The organism is Aeromonas sp. R7-1 (assembly GCF_040908115.1).
Taxonomy (GTDB): Bacteria; Pseudomonadota; Gammaproteobacteria; order Enterobacterales; family Aeromonadaceae; genus Aeromonas; species Aeromonas caviae.
Genome location: NZ_JBFODD010000023.1, coordinates 199834 through 221090 on the forward strand (window position 1 = coordinate 199834; position 21257 = coordinate 221090).

Sequence of the window (21257 nt, forward strand, 5' to 3'; positions counted from 1 at the left end):
GCAGGGTGAATGCAGATGCCCTGCCCCCACGGGGGCGGGGCATTTTTTTGCCCGGTGAACCTGTGCTCGACGTCAGTGGCTGGCCAGGGGATAGGTAAACAGGGCCAGGTGGGCGAAGTTGAACAGGAAGTGGAGCAGGATGGCGATACTGAGGCGCCCGCTCAGCTGGAACGCCAGGCCATAGCAGGCCCCCGCCAGCGCGGCGAACAACACCAGCAACGGGCCACCGGCAAGATGGGCTGCGCCGAACAGCAGGCTGGCGACCAGGAGACCTGCCCAGGGCGTGCTTCGGCTTGCCACCCCTTGCTGGATGCATCCCCGGAACAGCGCTTCTTCCGCCACACAGGTGAACAGCAGGTTGTTGAACGCGAACAGCCACCACCAGTGGGGCAGTCCCGCTTCGGGTTTGAGGGCGCCCAGTTGCCAGGCGGTGATGAGCAGGGCCGCGAGCGGCAGGATGAGCAGGGCCAGCGGCCGCCAGCGCATCGTTCCACCCGGGCCGAGCAGGCCGGGGATGGCCAGCAGCAGGGCGAAGAAAATGAGCGGCTTGTCCAGATTGAGGTAGAGGGTGAAGGGCACGCTGGCCGGGCCCGCCTGTACCTTGTCGAGCACCCTGAGATTGTCAAAGCCGGGCACCAGATGCAGCGTCAGGGCGAGGGACCACAGCAGGATCAGCGTCAGTGCGACGCCGCGCCAGGGTGGGGGCAGGGTGGGGGTGCGCCAGGCCAGCAGCAGACCGGCGAGGCTGACAAGAGCGGCGAGGGGCGCGAGTCGCTCAAGCCAGAGGGCGGTGAGCAGGGCAAGTCCCAGCAGGAGCATGCCGGGCCTGGTCCGGCGGGCGAGGCAGCAGAGTACGGCGAGCCCCAGGACGAGCCAGATGAGGATATCGGGGTGTGGTAACATCGAGTCTCCTTGTATGAATGAAGGGCGCACCTTAACGATCCCCATGGTCTGGTTCAAGGAAAAGGGACTGGCCGGCAGAAGACGCGCAATGAAAAGCCGGAGCTGGGCTCCGGCTTGGGCGGCGGCAAGATGTCACCGAGAGAGGCGATGGCCTTCCCGTATCAGCGACCGGACTCGGCGATGACCCGGGCGATGATGTCGGCGCGTTTGCTGGCTTCCAGCTCGCCCAGGGCGATGAGACCGGCCTTGAAGATGACGTTCTTCGGCAGACTGACGTCATCCAGAGTGGTGATGGCCTCGACGTGCATGCCGTTCAGGCGGCTGGCATCGCGCGGGCTCAGGTTGACCTGGGTGTTCAGCACCTGCTTGCCCTTCTTCTTGGGCTGGGCGGGTTTCTTCGGTTGATCCAGCTCGTCTTCCGGCAGTTCGTCATCAAAATCGTAAATGGACATAGTCAATCCTGTTGGGTTGCAAGGGGCATGCTCGCCCGAATGGGGGTAATCAGCCCATATCCTCGTTGCGGATAAAGGCGCGCCAGGAGCCGAGTACCTGGGCAAAATCTTCCAGCCCGCACATGGCCAGCTGTTCATCATCGTAGTAGGCGAGATCGTCGAGATCCTCGTCCTGCTCGATATTGAGGACATTGGCCTTCACCTCGGCTTCCTCGTGGGTCAGCAGCAGGGAGTAGTCGCCCCCCAGCAGCCGGTATTCGGTGCGGGCCCGGCTGGAGAGCTGGTCGATGATGGCGAACAGCTCGTCGAGCTTCTCCTCGTCCTTGCCTACCTCGTCGATCAACCACTGGCCGATGGCTTCATGGCCCATGGAGAACCGGGCGCGATAGCCACCGAACGGGTCGCGGCGAAATTCATAATCCATAGCGGAGTCCATATCGGAGGGTGAAACCACCACGGCGCAAAGCGGCATGATGCCGGATCCTTGATCCATGGTGGGGCACTGATAGCGTAAAGTGGCCTATTCTAGCGATCCCCCCCGCGCTTGTCTTGATGATGTGGGATCTTTAACGGGTGATCCCGGTGATGGCGCACGCCGGGGACCCTGTCAACGAATGGTATGGAGAGGCAATGCAGCTCAACGACGCGCTCGCGCATCAGATAGTCAGCCGGGCGATGAAGATCCTCTCGTTCTCGGTCAACGTCATGGATGAGCGGGGACTCATCATTGCGTCCGGCAATCCGGAGCGGCTGCACCAGCGCCACGAGGGGGCCGTGCTGGCCCTGACCGAGAACCGGGTGGTGGAGATAAGCGAGGCCACCGCCCGGGAGCTCAAGGGAGTGAGGCCTGGCATCAACCTGCCCATCGCCTATCAGGGGGAGCTGCTCGGCGTCATCGGCATCTCGGGGGATCCGGACATCGTGCGTGCTTACGCCGAGCTGGTGCGCATGACCGCCGAGCTCATCCTGGAACAGGCGGCACTCACCGAGCAGTTGCAGTGGGACAAGCGCCACAAGGAGGAGCTGGTGTTGCAGCTCATTCGCGGCGAAGGGCGGGCCGATCAACTGCAACAGGTGGCCCGCTTCCTCGAGCTGGATCTCGCCCAGCCCCGGGTGGTGGCCGTGCTGGCGCTGGAGGAGGCCGAGCCCGCCCAGGTGAGGGAGCTGGTTCACCTGCTGGAAAACCCGGAGCGGGACAACCTGGTGGCCATCAACGGCCTGGACGAGATAGTGGTGCTCAAACCCGCCCAGCTCAGCGACGGCGTCTGGCAGTCGGCGCAGGAGCGCAGCCGGATCCGGCAGCTGCTCTCCCGTATTCCCCATTTCAAGGTTCGCATCGGTGTGGGTGATTACTTCGCCGGCATCCCCGGGCTGGCGCTCTCCTACCAGACGGCGCGAGACACCTTGCGCCGTGGCATGCGCCAGTCGCCCCGCAAGCAGGTCTATTTCTTCGAGGATTACCGGCTTTCAGTGCTGCTCGGCACCCTGGCGGACTCCTGGCAGGCGGATCAGCTACGGGCTCCGCTGCAAAAGCTGGCGCAGGAGGACACAAAGGGAACGCTGCAAAAGACGCTGCGCCAATATTTCTTGCAGGATTGTGATCTGCATCCCTGTGCCGAAGCCCTGTTCATTCACCCCAACACCCTGCGTTATCGACTGACCCGGATAGAGCAGATAACCGGCTTGAATTTCAACAAGTTAGATGACAAGTTTCTGCTCTATCTCGGGCTCAGTCTCGATAGCTGATTTGTCTTTTCCAACAAAAATACAAGGCCGGTAAATGCTTTTTTTGGTTTTATGGCCAAAGCATTCCAGGCGGGGATCCCCATAATGGCGCCACTCATTACAACAACAAGGTGCCCGTCATGATCCCAGTCTCCGCGCTCGGCGCGCTCGCCGCGCTTTCCATCGCCATCTTCCTCATCCTGAAGAAGGTGCCGCCCGCTTACGGCATGATTGTCGGTGCCCTGGCCGGTGGCCTGATCGGTGGCGCCGACCTGACCCAGACCGTCGCCCTGATGATCGGCGGCGCCCAGGGGATCACCACGGCGGTGATGCGGATCCTGGCGGCGGGTGTGCTGGCCGGGGTGCTCATCGAATCGGGCGCCGCCACCACCATCGCCGAGACCATCGTCAAGAAACTCGGCGAAACCCGCGCCCTGCTGGCCCTGGCGCTGGCCACCCTGATCCTGACAGCGGTCGGCGTCTTCGTGGACGTGGCCGTCATCACGGTCGCCCCCATTGCGCTGGCCATCGCCCGCCGTGCCGATCTCTCCAAGGCGGCCATCCTGCTGGCGATGATAGGCGGTGGCAAGGCGGGCAACGTCATGTCTCCCAACCCCAACGCCATCGCGGCAGCCGATGCCTTCCACCTGCCTCTCACCTCGGTGATGGCGGCGGGCATCATTCCCGGCCTGTTCGGTCTGGTGATGGCCTACTGGCTCGCCAAGCGCCTCAACAACCGGGGCAGCAAGGTGGCCGCCGATGAGGTGGTGAGCTTTGACGGTGCCAAGTTGCCCGGCTTTGCCGCCGCCATCAGTGCGCCCCTGGTCGCCATCCTGCTGCTGGCCCTGCGTCCCATCGCCGGCATCGTGGTGGACCCGCTCATTGCGCTGCCCCTCGGCGGCCTGGTGGGGGCCCTGATGATGGGCAAGTTCGGCAAGGTGAACCAGTTTGCCGTCTCGGGCCTGGCCCGCATGGCGCCGGTGGCCATCATGCTGCTGGGGACGGGTACCCTGGCGGGCATCATCGCCAACTCCGGCCTGAAAGATGTGCTCATCAGCGGCCTGACCGCCTCTGGTCTGCCCTCCTATCTGCTGGCCCCCATCTCCGGTGCCCTGATGTCGCTGGCGACCGCCTCGACCACGGCCGGGACCGTGGTGGCCTCCAACGTGTTCAGCGCCACTCTGATTGAACTGGGGATCAGCAGCCTGGCAGGGGCCGCCATGATCCACGCCGGCGCCACCGTGTTTGACCATATGCCCCACGGCTCCTTCTTCCATGCCACCGGCGGCAGCGTCCACATGGGCGTCGGCGAGCGGCTCAAGCTCATCCCATACGAAACCGCGGTCGGTCTGACCATCGCCGTTGTCTCCACCCTGATGTTTGGCGTGTTTGGCCTCGCCTAAGGAACTGATATGAAAATTGTGATCGCCCCCGATTCATTCAAGGAGAGCCTGAGCGCCATGGCGGTGGCCGATGCCATTGAGGCCGGTTTCAAGCAGGTGCTGCCGGATGCCACCTACGTCAAGCTGCCCATGGCCGATGGCGGCGAGGGGACGGTGCAGTCTCTGGTGGATGCCACCGGTGGTCGCATCCTGCCGGTCGAGGTGACCGCCCCCCTCGGCAACAGGGTGCAGGGCTTCGTGGGCCTGCTGGGGGATGGCAAGCGCGCCGTCATCGAGATGGCGGCGGCCTCCGGCCTCCATCTGGTGGCGCCCGAGCTGCGCAATCCGCGGCTCACCTCCAGTGTCGGCACCGGGGAGCTGATCCTGGCCGCGCTGGAGATGGGGGTGAACCACCTCATCCTCGGCATCGGCGGCAGCGCCACCAATGACGGCGGTGCCGGCATGATCCAGGCACTCGGCGGCAAGCTCCTGAAAGCAGATGGTACCCCCATTGCGCCGGGCGGTGCCGGTCTTGCCGAGCTGGCCACCATCGACCTGAGCGGGCTGGATCCCCGTCTGAGCGGACTCACCATCGAGGTGGCCTGCGACGTGGACAATCCGCTGTGCGGCCCCAAAGGGGCGTCCGCCGTGTTCGGTCCGCAGAAGGGGGCAACTCCCGAGATGGTGGCCGAGCTGGATGCCAATCTGGCCCGTTACGCGGACTGCATCGAGCAGGCGCTTGGCAAGCAGGTGAAGGAGATCCCGGGAACGGGGGCCGCAGGCGGCATGGGGGCAGCCCTGGTGGGGCTGCTCGGCGCCGAGCTCAAACCCGGCATCCGGATCGTCATAGAGGCGCTGAACCTGGCCGAGGCGGTGGCCGATGCGGATCTGGTCATCACCGGCGAGGGCCGCATCGACAGCCAGACCATCCACGGCAAGACGCCCATCGGGGTGGCTCGCTGTGCCAAGCAGTTCGGCAAGCCGGTGATCGGCATCGCCGGATGCCTCACCGATGACTGCGGCGTGGTGCATGAGCACGGGCTGGATGCGGTGTTCGCCGTGGTCAATCGGGCCATGTCCCTGCCGGAGGCGCTGGCCACCGCCACCACCAACCTGCAGCTCACGGCTCGCAACGTGGCGGCTCTCTACCTGCTGCGCAAATGACCCTCTCTCCTGGCCGATGCGGTGCATCGGCCTGACCCTGCCCCGTGCAGCAGAGTGAGCGGCCCGGCGTGGCACCTCTGACGCACTTGCCGATCCTTGGGTCGGCTTTTTTTGTTATCCTGCTGTCTTTCATATGGTTTTTGTATTCTGAGAAGGGGCTTTGCGGCATAGTGATCTCCCGACAGTGAGGGAGCCACGAGAAACAAGGCCCGCCTGAGGGAGGGCTTCCCATTCCGGGGGGCAATATGCGAGGAGCGAGCCATGATCCTGCTGACCCTGGGGGTGGTGTTGTTCACCCTGACTCATCTTTACCCCTGTTTCGCGGCACAGCACCGCGCCCGTCTGCGGGAGCGGCTGGGGGAGAACCGCTACAAGGGGCTCTTCTCGCTGCTGGTGTTCGTCGCCATCGGCTGCATCCTCGCAGGCTGGCGCAGTGCCAGCCCCATGCCCCTCTATTTTCTGCCTGTCTGGGGCCCCACCCTGGTGATGGGGATCATGCCGATCGCCCTTGTCCTGCTGTGTGCGGGGCAGGGGGCGAACCATTTCCGCCGTTGGCTGGTGCATCCCCAGCTGCTCGGGGTGATGCTCTGGTCGGGGGCCCATCTGGCGGTGAACAGCGAGGCGCGTTCTCTGGTGCTGTTTGGCGGGCTCGGTCTCTGGGCACTCATCAGCATCGTCTGGATTTCGATGCGGGAGTGGGGCCGTCACCCCCGTGCCGCCGCCACCTGGCAGGGGACGGGGATCAGTCTGGGGGCGGGGCTGGCCCTCACGGCTCTGCTTATCTTCTGGGGACACGGCTGGCTGACCGGGATCCCCCTGCACTGATCCCTGAACCAGATTCCGGGGTCTTGCGTATGATGGACAAAACAATGGGAGTCACGTCGATGAAATGGTTCACCCTGCTGCTGATGCTCGGCTCGGGCGCGGTCTCCGCCGCCTGCCCCGATTACTTCAACGTGGAGATGCGGGAGCTCAACAGCACCCAGCGCCACAACCTCTGCCAGTTGACCGAGGGCAAGGTGGTGCTGGTGGTCAACACCGCCTCCTACTGCGGTTACAGCGGTCAGTTCCGGGATCTGGAAGCCCTCTATCAGGGCTACAAGGAGAAGGGACTGATGGTGCTGGGCTTCCCCTCCAACGATTTCTGGCAGGAGGCGGGCAACGAAAACAAAACCGCCGAGGTGTGCCGCCGGGACTACGGGGTGACCTTCCCCATGTTCAACCGGGTGGCGGTGCGGGGTTCGGATGCAGTGCCGCTGTTCAAGGGGCTGGCCGCGGCTGCCGACGGTGATGCGCCCAACTGGAACTTCCACAAGTACCTGGTCGGGCGGGACGGCAAGCTGATTGCGAGCTATGGCGCCAACCAGAATCCGTCGGATGATCCTCTCAAACAGCAGATCATCGATGCCCTGGGGCACTGACCCTACCCCATGGCGGGCCACTCTGGAATAATGCGGCCCCGCCATCCACTCCGGTGACACCGTGCTGCAACGTCTTCCCCAAATGGTGATCTTCGATGCCCTGGTTCGTGAACAGGGCATCTCGGCGGCTGCGCGCCGCCTCGGGGTCTCCAAATCCCACATCAGCAAGCAGCTCGCCCTGCTGGAAACCGCGCTCGGCGCCCAGCTGGTACAGCGCACTACCCGCCGTTTCGGGCTCACCGAACTGGGTCAGGAGTATGCCCGCCACTGCCGCGCTCTGGTGGCGGTGGCGCTGGAGGCGGAATCCATGGTGGCGGAGCGCCGTGGCAAGGTGAGCGGCGTGCTCCATCTGGGGGTTGGTCAATCCTTCGGGCGATTGCACGTGATCCCGCGCCTCAAGGCGTTTCAGGCACGTTATCCGGATCTGGAGCTGGAGGTGTCCCTGTTCGATCACCGCACCAATCTGGTGGATGAGGGGCTGGATCTCTGGATCACCACCTACGAGGACAAACCCGAGTCCCTGGTAGGGCAGCGACTGGCAGACATTGGTTTCGTGCTGGTGGCCTCGCCGGATTATCTGCTGAGTCACGGCACGCCACTGCACCCCAGGGATCTGGCCCATCACAATTGCATCACCTACCAGAGCCGGGAGCGGCGCTACCACGAGTGGTCATTTCGCCAGGGCAAGGAGCGCCAGACGGTGCAGGTGGCGGGCAACTATCGGGTGGATCTGGCGGAAGCGGTGCGGGACGCCGCCCTGGCCGGGCTCGGCATCGCCTATGTGGCCAACTACCTGCTGGACAAGGAGCTGCAATCTGGTCAGCTCATCCCTCTGCTGCCCCAGTGGCAACCGAACCAGAAGATGGCGGTGCACGCCGTCTATGCCAGGCGAGAGCATCTGGATCCCAAGATCCGCCTCTTCATCGACTTCCTCAAGGAGAGCTTCGGACCCGGGCCCTACTGGGCGCAGCGACTCGCACCCTGGCTCGGGGGGAAATTGTCCGGCACCGAGGAATAATCGTTTCCATACAAGAACACTGGCGTGAGTGCGGTTTCAAAGTTGTGTCAAATCAGTCAGTTGGCGCAACCGATATCGTGCAAACGTTTTTGCTAACAGGGTTGTAACCCGGCGGGGTTGCGGCGGTGAGGGGAGGGGAGCAGAATCCGCGCCCATCTTCAGCCTCACTGGATGGAATCCCCCATGATTGCCCTGCTTGGTATCCTGAGCATCCTGGCCCTGGCCGCACTCTGCTCTGATAATCGTCGTCGTATCCCGTTGCGAACAGTGGGCTTTGCTCTCTGCCTGCAAGTGCTCTTCGCCGCCCTGGTGCTCTGGCTGCCCGCCGGTCAACAGGTCTTGAACGGTGTCAGCGAGAGCGTCAGCAGCGTCATCGGCTACGGCCAGGAGGGGATTGCCTTCCTGTTCGGGGATCTGGCCAAGTTCAAACTCGGTTTCATCTTCGCCTTCAACGTGCTGCCGGTGATCATCTTCTTCTCCGCGCTGATCGCCATCCTCTATCACATCGGCCTGATGCCCAAAGTGATCGCCCTGCTCGGCGGCGGCCTGCAGAAATTGCTGGGCACCGGCCGCGCCGAGAGCCTCTCTGCCACCGCCAACATCTTCGTCGGCATGGTGGAAGCGCCGCTGGTGGTCAAACCCTATCTCTCCAGGATGTCCGATTCCCAGTTCTTTGCGGTGATGAGCTGCGGGCTGGCCTCGGTAGCCGGCGGCACCCTGGTGGGCTACGCCAGCATCGGGGTCGAGCTGAAATACCTGATTGCGGCGGCCTTCATGTCCGCCCCTGCCGGGCTTGCCATGGCCAAGATCTTGGTGCCGCCCGCCGCGCAAGAGGAAGATCACCACGAAGACGTGGAGATCCCCCGCGCCACCAACGTCATTGAAGCGGCCGCCGATGGCGCCATGGCGGGTCTCAACATCGCCGTCGCCGTGGGGGCGACCCTGCTGGCCTTCGTCGGCGTGATCGCCCTGCTCAACGGCCTGCTGGGCTGGGCCGGCGACCTGGTGGGGCTGGAGCTGAGCTTCCAGATCATCCTGGGCTGGCTGTTTGCCCCCGTCTCCTGGCTCATCGGCGTCCCCTGGGATCAGGCCCAGGCGGCCGGTGCCCTGATCGGCACCAAGATCGTCATCAACGAGTTCGTCGCCTTCATCGCCCTGGTGCAGGATCAGACCCTGAACGAGTCGAGCAAGGCCATCGTCACCTTCGCCCTGTGCGGTTTCGCCAACATCTCTTCCATGGCGATCCTCATCGGCGGCCTGGGGGCCATGGTGCCGGAGCGCAAGTCCTTCATCGCCCGCTACGGCATGCGCGCCATCCTGGCGGGGGTGTTGGCAAACCTGATGAGCGCCTCCCTGGCAGGCTTGTTCCTCGCCCTCTGATAGACCCTGGAAGTCAGCACCTTCCGGTCATTGCCCGCTTCGGCGGGCTTTTTTGCACCCGCTTGCAGGCAAAAAAAGCGCCTCTGGGGAGGCGCGGGGAAAAGACAGATTGGAAGCGTCACATGGGTGCCACCTGAATGAGGGATGAGCCGTCCCATCCAAGTGTGAAGCCATGATGCCTGATACTCTCTGAAGCGCTTCTGAGGCGATTCTTCATACTGTGTTCATTTTCAAAATGCTGCTGCAATGTGATTTTTAAATAATTGATGCTGAAATAAAATAAATAATCAGTGATTTATTTTGCTGTACAGCTCAAAGGAAAGATGAATCGGGGCGGTGGGCATGCTCCTGCCATGGGGCGGATCCGGCGGCAGATTATCCCGGTGCAGGCTCAACACATCACGCAACCATACTGCCAGATGGCAAGCAACCAGCATGTGATGGAGATGCTGTCCGTCATGGGCAGTGCAACGCCGCCTGCGGTCTGCTGTTGGGCCCAGCAACTCGTATGTGATGAAGATGCCGCTCGTCAGAGGATCCGCGCGAGTGGCCTGCGGTCTGTGGTGCCTGCACCCGCAACCCGCATTTGACAGGAGTAGCACCCTTTCATGGGGTCAGCGCGAAGTGGTCTGCGGTCTCCTGCTCCAGTGCCAGCAACCAGCGCTTGATGGGGATGCCTCCCCCGTAGCCGGTCAGTTCACCGCTGCGCCCTATGACCCTGTGGCAGGGCACTATGATGCTGAGGGGATTGCGGCCGTTGGCGGCGCCTACTGCCCGCACGGCCCTGGGGTTGCCGATGGCCTCTGCAATCTGGAGGTAGCTGACGGTCTCGCCGTAGGGAATGTCGCACAACGCCTGCCACACGGCCTGCTGGAATGGTGTGCCCGTGGCGGCCAGGGGGAGATCGAAGCGCCGCAGGCGGCCGGCAAAGTAGGCGGAAAACTGCTCGACGAAGGGGGCCAGGGCGGCATCATCCCGCTGCCACTCCGGTTGCGGCAGGACGGGGCGCTCCCCTTGCACGAATTCCACGTGGCGCAGCCCGGCCCCATCGATGGCGATGAGCAGGGGCCCCTTGGCACATTCACAAAAGCTGTACTGCATTCTCTTGTCCTCGGGGTTGTGGCAGGTCACTCCAGCACGGGCTTGCCGCGGGTGGATTTGATCTCTCCCTTGCGTTTCTTGGCATCGACCCGCTTGCGTTGGGAGCTGCGGGTCGGCTTGGTGGCGTGGCGGGCCTTGGGGCGCCAGGCGGCTTTTTTCAGCAGCTCGGTCAGGCGGCTCATGGCCTCCTTGCGATTCATGTCCTGGCTGCGATGGGTCTCGACACGGATCTGGATGAAGCCGTCGTGAACCCGGTTGTCGCTGAGCCGCTCCAGTCCCTCCTTGTAGAGCGGCGGCAGGCTGGGGGAGTCGCGATAATCGAAGCGCAGCCAGACGGCGGAGTCGGTCTTGTTGACGTGCTGGCCGCCATTGCCCTGGGCCCGCATGGTCTGGAATTGCAGTTCATGCCAGGGGATGATCACGCTGTTGGAGATGACTAACATGGGGTGATGCTCTCATTTGGTGCATCAAGGGAGTCTGGTGCAGCTTGGTGCCTCATTATGGGGCGAGATGCGCTTCCTTGGTGATCCTGAGCCTTTCTGGCTCAGTGTGTCATATCTATCTATATGAAAATAAACGATAAAAATACTTGGCACAAGAATTGATGACCCATTCGTGACATACCATGGATTGGGAGCAACCAGATGAAGCTGATTACTGCGATTATCAAACCTTTCAAGTTGGACGACGTGCGCGAGGCCATCGCCAACCTGGGGGTGGAAGGCCTGACCGTCTCCGAAGTGAAGGGTTTTGGTCGCCAGAAGGGGCACACCGAATTATACCGGGGGGCCGAGTACCAGGTCGACTTTCTGCCGAAGGTGAAGCTGGAGATCGCTACCGCAGACGAGAACGTCGAAGGGGTGATCGAGGCCATCTGCAAGGCGGCCTATACCGGCAAGATCGGTGACGGCAAGATTTTCGTCTATGACCTGCTGCAAGCGGTGCGTATTCGTACTGGTGAGAGCGACGACGAGGCGCTCTGAGTACGCCCCTTTGCCCGGCCGGGTCGGGCAAAGGTCCGGGCAGGTTCTGCCGACAGTGTGAATGGGTGGTCGTCGAAAGACCGGATGGGATTCCATCCGGTCTTTTTGTTTGGCCGCTGATTAAATAGATCGTTCCAACCCAGCAAACCGCCTTGATCCTCTCCTCCTGATTCATGCAGAATGCAAACGAAAATGGTTATCACTCTTTACGCAGACAAGGAACGGATGATGAAAATGAAGATGTTGGCACTGGCTTTCTCCACGCTTGTCGCCCAGTCGGCGTTCGCCGCCCAGGAGGTAAACGTCTATTCGAACCGTCAGGATGAGCTGATCAAGCCCATCATCCAGCAGTTCGAGAAGGAGACCGGGATCAAGGTCAATGTGGTGTTTGCCAAAGAGGGGCTGAACGAGCGTCTGGAACGGGAAGGCAAGCTCTCTCCGGCCGATCTGATGCTGACCGTGGACATCAGCCGTCTGACCGAGCTGGTGGACAAGGACCTGGTGCAGCCGGTGGACAGCAAGACGCTGCAGGAGAACATCCCCTCCATCTATCGCGATCCGGATAACCGCTGGTTCGCCCTGACCACCCGGGTGCGTGCCATCTACTCCAGCAAGGAGCGTCTTGGCAAGCTCGACACCATCCGCTACGAAGATCTGGTCAAGCCTGAATTCAAAGGAAAAATTTGTACCCGTAGCGGCAAGCACGAGTACAATGTGGCGCTGGTTTCGTCCATGATTGCCCATCACGGCATGGCGGATACCAAGACCTGGCTGGAAGGGGTCAAGGCCAACCTGGCGCGCAAGCCCCAGGGCAACGACCGTGATCAGGTCAAGGCGATCAAGGACGGCATCTGTGATGTCTCCCTGGGCAACAGCTACTACCTGGGTGCCATGTTGAAGGACCCGGCGCAGAAGTCCTGGGCCGACGCGGTGGAAATCAACTTCCCGAACCAGGGTGATCGCGGTGCCCACGTCAACGTGAGCGGCGTGGCCATGACCAAGTATGCCAAGAACAAGGACGCAGCACAGAAGCTGATGGAGTTCCTCTCCGGGGATACCGCCCAGCACATGTATGCGGACGTGAATGCCGAGTACCCGGTCAAGGCGGGGGTCGAGCCTTCTGCCATGGTCAAATCCTGGGGCACGTTCAAGTCTGACCCCATGCCGGTCAGCGATTATGCCAAGCACCGCAAGGACGCCTTGCAACTGCTGGATGAAGTGAAATTCGACTTGTAATCAGATGGGGCCAACGGCCCCATCAACTTCTGTGGACTCATGAAACATTTTGGATGGATTGCCGGCAGCTGGGTCACCGCCCTGCTGCTGGGTTTGCCGGTACTCGCCCTGGTCTTCTCCGCCTTCTCGGCTGATGGGGAACTGTTTGCCCACCTCGCCGATACCGTACTGCCCGACTATCTGCGAAACACGTCCGGTCTGGTGCTGGGGGTGGTCTGCCTCAGCCTGCTGTTCGGGGTGCCCACCGCCTGGCTGGTGGCCATGTGCGAGGTGCCGGGGCGCCGCGCCCTGCAATGGGCGCTGATGCTGCCCATGGCGATGCCCTCCTATATCGTTGCCTACGTCTATACCGACCTGCTCGACTACTCGGGCCCGCTGCAGGCGGGGCTGCGTGCCCTGTTTGGCTGGCAGGGACCTGCCGACTACTGGTTCCCGGCCATTCGCTCCCTCGGGGGCGCCGCCTGGGTGCTGGCGCTGGTGCTCTTCCCCTATGTCTATCTGCTGGCACGGGCCTCCTTCCTGGAGCAGTCGGTCAGCCTCATTCACTCCAGCCGTCTGCTCGGCTGCACCCCCTGGCAGAGCTTTCGCCGCCTGAGCCTTCCCCTGGCCCGCCCGGCCATCATGGTAGGAGCATCTCTGGTCGCGATGGAAACTCTGGCGGACTTTGCCACCGTCCACTTCTTTGCCATCAACACCCTGACCACCGCCATCTACGACACCTGGCTCGGCTACGGCAGCCTGGCGACCGCCGCCAAGCTCTCCTGTCTGATGCTGCTGGCGGTGGTGCTGCTCATCGCGCTGGAGCGCCGCTCCCGCCAGCGCCAGCAGGTGTTCCAGAAGTCCATGGGCTTCGAGCAGCCCCTGCGTTACCCCCTCGGGGGCCTGAGGGGCGTGCTGGCCGGGCTCTGGTGCTGGGGCCTGGTGCTGGCGGGGTTCGCCCTGCCGTTCGTCATCCTGCTCGATTACGGGGTGCGTTACTTCGCGCTGTCGTGGACGCCCGAATTCGTGCGCTTTGCGGGCAACAGCCTCGCCATCTCGGCCCTGACCGCCCTGCTGGCCATGGCCATTGCCCTGCTGCTCGGCTTCTTCCGTCGCCTCGATGGGGGGACTCGCAGCCTGCTGCCCCTGCGCCTCGCCGCCATGGGCTATGCCATGCCGGGGACCGTGCTGGCCATCGGCGTGCTGGTGCCGCTCACGGCCCTGGATTTTGGCATCAACGATCTGGCCGAGTGGCTCGGGATGCCGGGCCCCGGTCTGCTCCTGACCGGCACCCTCACCGCCATCGTGTTCGGCTATCTGGTGCGCTTCGTGGCCATCGCCATCGGGTCGGTGGAGAGCAGCATGAGCAAGATCTCCCCCAGCCTCGACATGGCGGCCCGCTCTCTGGGGCAGGGGGCGGGCGGCATGCTGCGTCGCATTCACCTGCCGCTGGTACGGCGCGGCCTCTTTGCCGGCGCCATGCTGGTGTTCATCGAATCCATGAAGGAGCTGCCCGCCGCCCTGCTGCTGCGGCCGTTCAACTTCGAAACCCTGGCGACCCACGTCTATCAGTTCGTCTCGGACGAGATGCTGGAGCGGGGGGCGCTCGGTGCCATCGTCATCGTGCTGGTGGGGCTGATTCCCCTGCTGTGGATCAACCGTACCCTGGATGGTCCAGGCCATTGAGCGGCCCCGTCCGGCATCACTACGCGAGAGGAAAAGAACCTTGTCCTGCCTGAATATCGAGAAGGTCAGCTGTCACTACAATGGCCGCCCCGTGCTGGAGCAGCTCTCCCTGCAGGTGGCCGACAACGAGATTGTCTGTCTGCTGGGGGCCAGCGGCTGTGGCAAGACCACGCTGCTCAAGGCGGTGGCCGGTCTGCTGCCCCTGGCCCAGGGGGAGATCCGGCTGGGAGAGACCCTGCTCGATGCCCCCGGCGTGAGTGTGCCGCCGGAGGCCCGCCATATCGGCATGATCTTCCAGGATTACGCTCTCTTTCCTCACCTGACGGTGGCCGAGAACGTCGGCTTCGGCCTGACCGGGCAGGATCGCGGCCGCCGCCAGCAGCAGGTGAACGAGGCGCTGGCGCTGGTCAACCTGCAGGGGCTGGGGGAGCGCTATCCCCATCAGCTCTCCGGCGGCCAGCAGCAGCGGGTGGCCATCGCCCGTGCCCTGGTGTGCAAGCCGCGCCTGATGCTGCTGGACGAGCCCTTCTCCAACATCGACACCCAGGTGCGGATGAAACTGATCCTCGAGATCCGCACCCTGCTCAAACAGCAGGGCATTGGTGCCATCTTCGTCAGCCACAGCAAGGAAGAGGCCTTCGCCTTCGCCGACCGGCTGGCCCTGTTTCGCGCCGGTCGCATCGAGCAGGTGGGGGAGCCGGAGCAGCTCTATCGCCGCCCCGGGAACCGCTTCGTGGCGGAGTTTCTCGGCGGGGTCAATTATCTGGCGGCCGAGGTGGTGGACAGCCACTGCGTGCAGACCCTCCTTGGAACCATCTGCGGTCAGGAGCCCCATGGCCGCGCGGTGGGGGAGCGGTTGCAGCTCATGCTCAGACCCCAGCAGTTGGCGCTGACGGCGGCGGATGACGGTGAGCTCCGGGTGCGTGAGCAACAGTTCCTGGGCCATCACTGCCGGGTACTGGTGGAGTGTGGCGGCCAGCAACTGGAAGCCAGCATCGGTGAGCCCCTGGAAGGGGAGCGCGCGCGGGTGACCGTGGCGCCTCATGCCCTGGTGTTGTTTGACCCCTTGCCCTGAGTGCGTGGTATTGTCGTGAAATCAATGAACTGGAAGCGCGCTGGTTTATAATCGCGCCACGCCCATAGCCAACGCACTTGGAGAGAGACATGAAAGCCCAAGCCGGGATCTGCGCAGAGCCGAATCTGCACGCCCTCTATCTGATGTTCAATCGCACCGGTGACGCCGCTGCCCTGACCTCCCGCCTGGCCAGCCTGCCAGCACTCTGGGAGGCGGTGAGCGCCGACTTCCCCGATGCGGCCTTCAGCGGTCTGGTCGCCGTCGGGGCCGACGCCTGGGATGATCTCTATCCTGCCGCCCGGCCGCCCCAGTTCCGCAGTTTCATGGCGCAATCCGCCAACGGTCAGGAGGCCCCCAATACCCCGTTCGATCTCTTCGTACAATTGCGTGCTGATCGGGTGGACGTGCTGCATCATGCCGGTCATCGCGTCATGGCCCTGCTGGCCGGGCTTGTTGAATTGGCCGAGGAAGTTCGCGGTTTTCGCAACCAGGATTGCCGGGATCTGACCGGTTTCGTCGACGGCACCGAGAACCCGCAGGATGAGCACCGCGCCGAGGTGGCGTTGCTGGACGGTGGCGAGTTCGCCGGTGGCTCCTACATCCACGTGCAGCGCTGGGTCCACGCCATGAGCGACTGGGAGAAGCTGGCCCTGAAGGAGCAGGAAGACATCATAGGCCGCACCAAGGTCGACAACATCGAATACGAGTCCGCCGACAAGCCGCTCACTTCCCACATCAAGCGGGTCAACCTCAAGACCCCGAAGGGGGAGTCCATGGAGATCCTGCGCCAGAGCATGCCCTGGGGCACCATGAGCGAGCAGGGGCTCTACTTCATCTCCTGCTGCCGCACACCGCTGCACTTCAACGCCATGCTGGCCAGCATGTACAAAGGGGAGGGGAGCCACTTCGACCACCTGCTGCGCTTCACCCGGGCGGTGACCGGCGCGGCCTTCTTCGCCCCTTCCGTCGATTTTCTGGTGGCCGAGGGCAAATAAGCCCGGCCTGCCGACCGCTCAAAACAAAAAATCCCGGCCAAGGCCGGGATTTTTGTGCGGATCGCTCAAGGCGACCGGATCAGGGCGTCTGCTCGAACAGCTCTAGGGCGGAGAGGTAGAGTTCCTCGATGTCGGTATCGCTGGTCGGTGTGATGAAGATGGTGTCATCACCGGCGATGGTGCCGAGGATCCCTTCGGCCTTGCCGAGGGAGTCAAGCAGGCGGGCGATCAGCTGGGCTGCGCCGGGACTGGTGTGGATCACCACCAGAGCGCCGTTGTGGTCGACATCCAGCACCAGGTTCTTGAGGGGGCTGGAGGTGGTGGGCACGCCCAGTTCCACCGGCAGACAGTAGACCATCTCCATCTTGGCATTGCGGGTGCGAACGGCGCCGAAGCGGCTCAGCATGCGCGAGACCTTGGATTGGTTGATGTTCTCGAAGCCCATCTCTTGCAGGGCAGTCACTATCTCTGCCTGGGAGCCGAAACGCTCCTCTTTCAGCAAGGCTTTAAAGGCCTTGGCCAGTTTTTCTTGCTTGTCGTTATGTTTCATCTTGGACTCACGAATGAGGGGAGTGACCGCCTGTCACGCTCAGGCGGCAGATACGAACAGCGCTGCTATTTTGCATTCATATGCCTGTTTTGGCAAGGAAGCGGCGCTTGTTCTGCATATTGATTCAAATATAGCTTGCATCAACTTATGCTGGCGCTAGAATCAGGACGAAATTTTGAAAACTTATTCAATTGGGCTGTATGGGTATCGAATTAATCGGCATCGAAAAATCCTGGCACAAGGTGCCGGTACTGCAGCAGGTGAGCTTTCGGACTGCTCCCGGCGAGACCTTGGTATTGCTGGGCCCGAGCGGGGCAGGCAAGAGCTCTCTGCTGCGCATGATGAACTTGCTGGACACGCCGGATGCCGGTGTGTTGCGCATCGCAGACAGTGAATTTTCTTTCCCGTCCAGCCTCTCTACTGCCGAATTCAACCGTCAGGCACAGGCGCTGCGCCGCAAGGTGGGCATGGTGTTCCAGCAGTACAATCTGTGGCCGCACCTCACCGTGATGGAGAATCTGATTGAAGCGCCCGTCAAGGTGCTCGGCATGAGCCGCGAGGCGGCCATCGAGAAAGGGGCCTATCTGCTGGCCCAGCTGCAACTGGCCGACAAGCGGGACGCCTGGCCCGCACGGCTTTCCGGTGGCCAGCAGCAGCGGGTCGCCATTGCCCGGACCCTGATGATGGATCCCCAGGTGCTGTTGTTTGACGAACCGACGGCTGCCCTGGATCCCGAAATTACCAAAGAGGTGGCGGAGATCATCCGCACCCTGAGCCAGACCGGCATCACCCAGGTGGTGGTGACCCACGAGGTGGAGTTCGCCCGCAAGGTGGCCAGTCAGGTGATCTATCTGGAGAAGGGGCGGATCATCGAATCCGGCACCGCCGCCATCTTCCAGTCCCCGCAAACCAGCCGGTTTGCCGAATTCTTGATGCATTGATATTGAGTCGATAAGGAAGCTGTCATGAAAAAGAGTCTGTTGCTGATCGCCGCCATGGGTCTGCTGAGCACTTCTGTGCTGGCCAAAGAGATCAAGTTCGCCACTGAGGCAACCTATGCGCCGTTCGAATACCTGGATGACAAGAACGAGTTCCAGGGGTTTGACATCGATCTGGCCCGCGCGGTCTGTGAGCAGGCCAAGCTGGAGTGCAGCTTCCACAACCAGGCCTTCGACAGCCTGATCCCCAGCCTCAAGTTCCGTCGCTATGACGCCGTCATCGCCGCCATGGACGTGACCCCGGAGCGGGCTGCCCAGGTCGACTTCTCCGATATCTATTACGAGAACTCCGCGGTGTTCGTCGCCAAGAAAGAGACCTTCAAGGGGCCGGACGATCTGGTGGACAAGACAGTCGGCGTGCAGAACGGCACCTCTCACCAGTCCTATCTGGTGGACAACTGGGTGAGCAAGGGTCTGCTGACCGTGCCCTACGCCAGCTACCAGAGCGCCTTCCTCGACATGATGAATGGCCGCACTGACGGCGTGTTTGCCGATACGGCGGTGGCCGCCGACTGGCTCAAGCAGCACAAGGAATACGCCGTGGTCGGTACCCCGGTGACCGACGCCAAGTACTTCGGTACCGGTTTTGGCATCGCGGTGGCCAAGGGCAACCAGGAACTGCTGACCCAGCTGAACAAGGGGCTGGCCGAGATCAGGGCCAACGGCACCTATCAGAAGATCTATGACAAGTACTTCGCGCAGTAAGCCATGTTGAGCCTGTTGTTGGATGCAGCCTGGATGACCCTCGGGCTGGCCCTGGCATCCCTGGTCGGTGGCATGGTGCTGGCACTGGCATTCAGTGCGGCTGAGTTGAGCAAGCAGCGTGCGTTGGTGTGGCCCGTGGCCACCCTGACCACCTTGATCCGTGGTCTGCCCGAGTTGCTGGTGGTGCTCTTCATCTACTTCGGCTCGACCCAGGTGCTGTTCCTCATCACCGGGGAGTATGTGGAGTTCAGCCCGTTCGCCTGCGGTGTGCTGGCGCTCTCCCTGCTGTTTGCGAGCTACGCCACCCAGACCCTGCGTGCCGCCCTCAATGCGGTGCCCCCTGGGCAGCGGCTGGCGGCGCAGGCGCTCGGCCTGGGCAAGGGGCACACCTTCTTTCGCATCGTGCTGCCCCAGGCCTGGCGTCACGCCCTGCCCGGGCTCGGCAACCAGTGGCTGGTGCTGTTGAAAGACACCGCTCTGGTCTCCCTCATCGGGGTGAACGAGATGATGCGTCAGGCACAGATGGCTTCGGCCAGCACCTATCAACCCTTCACCTGGTACGCCGCTGCCGCCCTCATCTATCTGGCCATCAGTCTGGTGAGTGAATTCGGCTTGAAGCAGGCGTCCCGCTATACCCGCCGTTACGGAGGCTGATCATGCAGGATTACCTGATGACCCTGCTGGGAGGGCTGGCGATCACCTTGCAGCTCACCGCATTCAGCTTGCTGCTGGGCGTGCTGATGGCGGCCGGCATGACCTGGGTGCTGGAGCGCCGCATTCCGGTGGCGACCCAGCTGGTGCAGCTCTGGGTACTGGTCTTTACCGGTACGCCGCTGCTCATCCAGATCTTTCTCATTTACTACGGGCCTGGCCAGTTTGAATGGCTCAAGGCGGGGCCGCTCTGGCCGCTGCTCAAGCAACCCTGGTTCTGCGCCGTGCTGGCGCTCGGTTTCAATACAGCAGCCTACTCCACCCGGTTGTTCAAGGGGGCGCTCGACGCCATCCCCGCCGGTGAAGTGGAGGCCTGCCGTGCGCTCGGCTTCTCCGCCGGACAGACCCTGTGGATGAAGACCCGCCATGCCGCCCGTCGGCTGGTCCCCGCCTATTCCAACGAGGTGATCCTGGTGCTCAAGGGGAGTTCGCTCGCCAGTACCATCACCATCATGGACATCATGGGGCTGGCCCAGCGTCTCAATGCCCAGACCTATGACACCCTGGCGGTGTTCACCGTGGCCGGAGCGCTCTATCTGACCATGAATGGATTGTTAACAATTGGTTTCCGCTGGTGTGAGCGTCGGGCACTGGCTTTCCAGTCCTGAAGCAGTCACATTTACCTCTTAATGGTGAGGGGAGCACAGGAAATCTGTGTCTTTCCTCCCATTTATCGCATATTCCTCTCCGCTTTCATCGCCGCTTGTTCCCTGGCTCACAGAACCCGTGATTACAACTGTTATCAGATTGTTTTTTAGGAGGGGATCCTTTAAGGTGAGGCGCACAATAAGAATCAGCGTTAACCCAACTAGAAACAACCTTAAACCTACGCTTAGACATGGAGTTGATCATGAAAGTTGCCGTTCTGGGTGCCGCCGGTGGCATCGGCCAAGCCCTCGCTCTGCTGTTGAAAAACCGCCTGCCTGCCGGTTCCGAACTGAGCCTGTATGACATTGCCCCGGTCACTCCGGGCGTGGCGGCGGACCTGAGCCACATCCCGACTGACGTGAAAGTAAAAGGTTTCTGCGGTGAAGATCCGAGCCCGGCTCTGGTCGGCGCCGATGTCGTGCTGATCTCTGCCGGCGTGGCGCGCAAGCCCGGCATGGACCGTTCCGACCTGTTCAACATCAACGCCGGGATCGTCAAGAACCTGGTGGAAAAGTGCGCCGCTTCCTGCCCGAAAGCACTGATCGGCATCATCACCAACCCGGTCAATACCACGGTCGCCATCGCCGCCGAAGTGCTGAAGAAAGCCGGTGTCTATGACAAGCGTCGTCTGTTCGGCGTGACCACCCTGGATGTGATCCGTGGCGAGACCTTCGTGGCCGAAGCCAAGGGCCTGAACGTTGACAAGGTACGTGTCAACGTCATCGGCGGTCACAGTGGCGTGACCATTCTGCCGCTGCTCTCCCAGGTTGAAGGCGCCAGCTTCACCGCTGAGGAAGTGGCTGCCATGACCAAGCGCATTCAGAATGCCGGTACCGAAGTGGTGGAAGCCAAGGCCGGTGGCGGTTCTGCCACTCTCTCCATGGGTCAGGCAGCCTGCCGTTTCGGTCTGTCGCTCATCAAGGGTCTGCAAGGGGAAGCCAACGTCATCGAGTGTGCCTATGTGGAAGGCAACGGTGAGCACGCCACCTTCTTCGCGCAGCCGGTGCTGCTCGGCAAGAACGGCGTCGAAACCGTGCTGGACTACGGCAAACTGAGCGCCTTCGAACAGGAAGCGATGGACAGCATGCTGGCCACCCTGAAGGCCGACATCCAGTTGGGTGTCGACTTCGTCAAATAAGTCGCCG

General features: G+C 62.5%; 23 protein-coding genes. 17 read left to right on the forward strand and 6 right to left on the reverse strand.

Going from position 1 to position 21257, the window contains the following annotated elements; all coding sequences use genetic code 11:
- Positions 1 to 72: 72 nt before the first annotated feature.
- The 3 genes from AB5Y51_RS05410 to AB5Y51_RS05420 form a co-directional block, all read right to left on the reverse strand.
- Positions 73 to 903, reverse strand: a complete 831-nt coding sequence (locus AB5Y51_RS05410; protein ID WP_368178135.1) for a lysostaphin resistance A-like protein — start codon at positions 901 to 903, stop codon at positions 73 to 75.
- Positions 904 to 1064: 161 nt separating this feature from the next.
- On the reverse strand, positions 1065 to 1355 hold the full coding sequence (locus AB5Y51_RS05415) for a hypothetical protein (protein ID WP_039039963.1): 291 nt from the start codon (positions 1353 to 1355) through the stop codon (positions 1065 to 1067).
- Between the two features lie 49 nt (positions 1356 to 1404).
- Entirely contained in the window at positions 1405 to 1779 is a 375-nt protein-coding gene (locus tag AB5Y51_RS05420) for a YacL family protein (protein ID WP_039039964.1), read from the reverse strand.
- A 206-nt stretch (positions 1780 to 1985) separates the two neighbouring features.
- Between AB5Y51_RS05420 and AB5Y51_RS05425 the strand changes: the two genes are divergently transcribed.
- The 7 genes from AB5Y51_RS05425 to AB5Y51_RS05455 all read left to right on the forward strand — a co-directional run bounded on the left by AB5Y51_RS05425 (position 1986) and on the right by AB5Y51_RS05455 (position 9445).
- On the forward strand, positions 1986 to 3101 hold the full coding sequence (locus tag AB5Y51_RS05425) for a sugar diacid recognition domain-containing protein (protein ID WP_039039965.1): 1116 nt from the start codon (positions 1986 to 1988) through the stop codon (positions 3099 to 3101).
- Positions 3102 to 3220: 119 nt separating this feature from the next.
- Positions 3221 to 4483, forward strand: coding sequence for a GntP family permease (locus AB5Y51_RS05430; RefSeq protein WP_323932705.1), 1263 nt, complete (start codon positions 3221 to 3223; stop codon positions 4481 to 4483).
- A gap of 9 nt (positions 4484 to 4492) precedes the next feature.
- A complete protein-coding gene (locus AB5Y51_RS05435) occupies positions 4493 to 5626 on the forward strand; it encodes a glycerate kinase (RefSeq protein WP_010673061.1) in 1134 nt (377 codons plus the stop codon).
- A gap of 261 nt (positions 5627 to 5887) precedes the next feature.
- Complete coding sequence (locus tag AB5Y51_RS05440; RefSeq protein ID WP_368178136.1) at positions 5888 to 6451, forward strand: NnrU family protein; 564 nt, start codon at positions 5888 to 5890, stop codon at positions 6449 to 6451.
- 59 nt (positions 6452 to 6510) lie between these two features.
- Positions 6511 to 7047 (forward strand): glutathione peroxidase, encoded by a 537-nt coding sequence (locus AB5Y51_RS05445; protein WP_010673063.1) that lies wholly within the window; start codon positions 6511 to 6513, stop codon positions 7045 to 7047.
- 82 nt (positions 7048 to 7129) lie between these two features.
- A complete protein-coding gene (locus AB5Y51_RS05450) occupies positions 7130 to 8065 on the forward strand; it encodes a LysR family transcriptional regulator (protein ID WP_010673064.1) in 936 nt (311 codons plus the stop codon).
- A 183-nt stretch (positions 8066 to 8248) separates the two neighbouring features.
- Positions 8249 to 9445, forward strand: coding sequence for a NupC/NupG family nucleoside CNT transporter (locus tag AB5Y51_RS05455; protein WP_041214468.1), 1197 nt, complete (start codon positions 8249 to 8251; stop codon positions 9443 to 9445).
- 606 nt (positions 9446 to 10051) lie between these two features.
- Here the strand turns inward: AB5Y51_RS05455 and AB5Y51_RS05460 are convergent.
- The gene (locus AB5Y51_RS05460) at positions 10052 to 10546 is read right to left on the reverse strand and encodes a methylated-DNA--[protein]-cysteine S-methyltransferase (protein WP_266140393.1); all 495 of its coding nucleotides are present in this window, start codon (positions 10544 to 10546) and stop codon (positions 10052 to 10054) included.
- Positions 10547 to 10572: 26 nt separating this feature from the next.
- Entirely contained in the window at positions 10573 to 10989 is a 417-nt protein-coding gene (gene arfB, locus AB5Y51_RS05465; protein WP_053288110.1) for an alternative ribosome rescue aminoacyl-tRNA hydrolase ArfB, read from the reverse strand.
- Positions 10990 to 11190: 201 nt separating this feature from the next.
- On the opposite strand from arfB, the gene glnK reads away from it, so the two are divergent.
- From glnK to AB5Y51_RS05490, 5 genes are all read left to right on the forward strand, one after another.
- Complete coding sequence (gene glnK / locus AB5Y51_RS05470) at positions 11191 to 11529, forward strand: P-II family nitrogen regulator (RefSeq protein WP_005332325.1); 339 nt, start codon at positions 11191 to 11193, stop codon at positions 11527 to 11529.
- Between the two features lie 228 nt (positions 11530 to 11757).
- Positions 11758 to 12765 (forward strand): Fe(3+) ABC transporter substrate-binding protein, encoded by a 1008-nt coding sequence (locus tag AB5Y51_RS05475; protein ID WP_039039971.1) that lies wholly within the window; start codon positions 11758 to 11760, stop codon positions 12763 to 12765.
- A gap of 39 nt (positions 12766 to 12804) precedes the next feature.
- Positions 12805 to 14430, forward strand: a complete 1626-nt coding sequence (locus AB5Y51_RS05480) for an iron ABC transporter permease (RefSeq protein WP_039039972.1) — start codon at positions 12805 to 12807, stop codon at positions 14428 to 14430.
- 40 nt (positions 14431 to 14470) lie between these two features.
- A complete protein-coding gene (locus tag AB5Y51_RS05485; protein ID WP_323882158.1) occupies positions 14471 to 15505 on the forward strand; it encodes an ABC transporter ATP-binding protein in 1035 nt (344 codons plus the stop codon).
- Between the two features lie 89 nt (positions 15506 to 15594).
- The gene (locus tag AB5Y51_RS05490; RefSeq protein ID WP_323882157.1) at positions 15595 to 16500 is read left to right on the forward strand and encodes a Dyp-type peroxidase; all 906 of its coding nucleotides are present in this window, start codon (positions 15595 to 15597) and stop codon (positions 16498 to 16500) included.
- A 79-nt stretch (positions 16501 to 16579) separates the two neighbouring features.
- Here AB5Y51_RS05490 and argR read toward each other — a convergent pair whose 3' ends face one another.
- On the reverse strand, positions 16580 to 17050 hold the full coding sequence (argR, locus tag AB5Y51_RS05495; RefSeq protein ID WP_005308670.1) for a transcriptional regulator ArgR: 471 nt from the start codon (positions 17048 to 17050) through the stop codon (positions 16580 to 16582).
- 200 nt (positions 17051 to 17250) lie between these two features.
- On the opposite strand from argR, the gene AB5Y51_RS05500 reads away from it, so the two are divergent.
- The 5 genes from AB5Y51_RS05500 to mdh all read left to right on the forward strand — a co-directional run bounded on the left by AB5Y51_RS05500 (position 17251) and on the right by mdh (position 21250).
- Positions 17251 to 17991, forward strand: a complete 741-nt coding sequence (locus AB5Y51_RS05500) for an ATP-binding cassette domain-containing protein (RefSeq protein WP_041214472.1) — start codon at positions 17251 to 17253, stop codon at positions 17989 to 17991.
- Between the two features lie 24 nt (positions 17992 to 18015).
- Positions 18016 to 18753 carry an arginine ABC transporter substrate-binding protein gene (locus tag AB5Y51_RS05505; RefSeq protein ID WP_042882134.1) on the forward strand — a complete coding sequence of 246 codons (738 nt, stop codon included), beginning with the start codon at positions 18016 to 18018 and terminating at the stop codon, positions 18751 to 18753.
- Between the two features lie 3 nt (positions 18754 to 18756).
- Entirely contained in the window at positions 18757 to 19407 is a 651-nt protein-coding gene (artQ, locus tag AB5Y51_RS05510) for an arginine ABC transporter permease ArtQ (RefSeq protein WP_042014905.1), read from the forward strand.
- Between the two features lie 2 nt (positions 19408 to 19409).
- Positions 19410 to 20072, forward strand: coding sequence for an arginine ABC transporter permease ArtM (gene artM, locus AB5Y51_RS05515; RefSeq protein ID WP_010673075.1), 663 nt, complete (start codon positions 19410 to 19412; stop codon positions 20070 to 20072).
- Positions 20073 to 20314: 242 nt separating this feature from the next.
- Complete coding sequence (gene mdh, locus AB5Y51_RS05520; RefSeq protein ID WP_010673076.1) at positions 20315 to 21250, forward strand: malate dehydrogenase; 936 nt, start codon at positions 20315 to 20317, stop codon at positions 21248 to 21250.
- Positions 21251 to 21257: the final 7 nt, after the last annotated feature.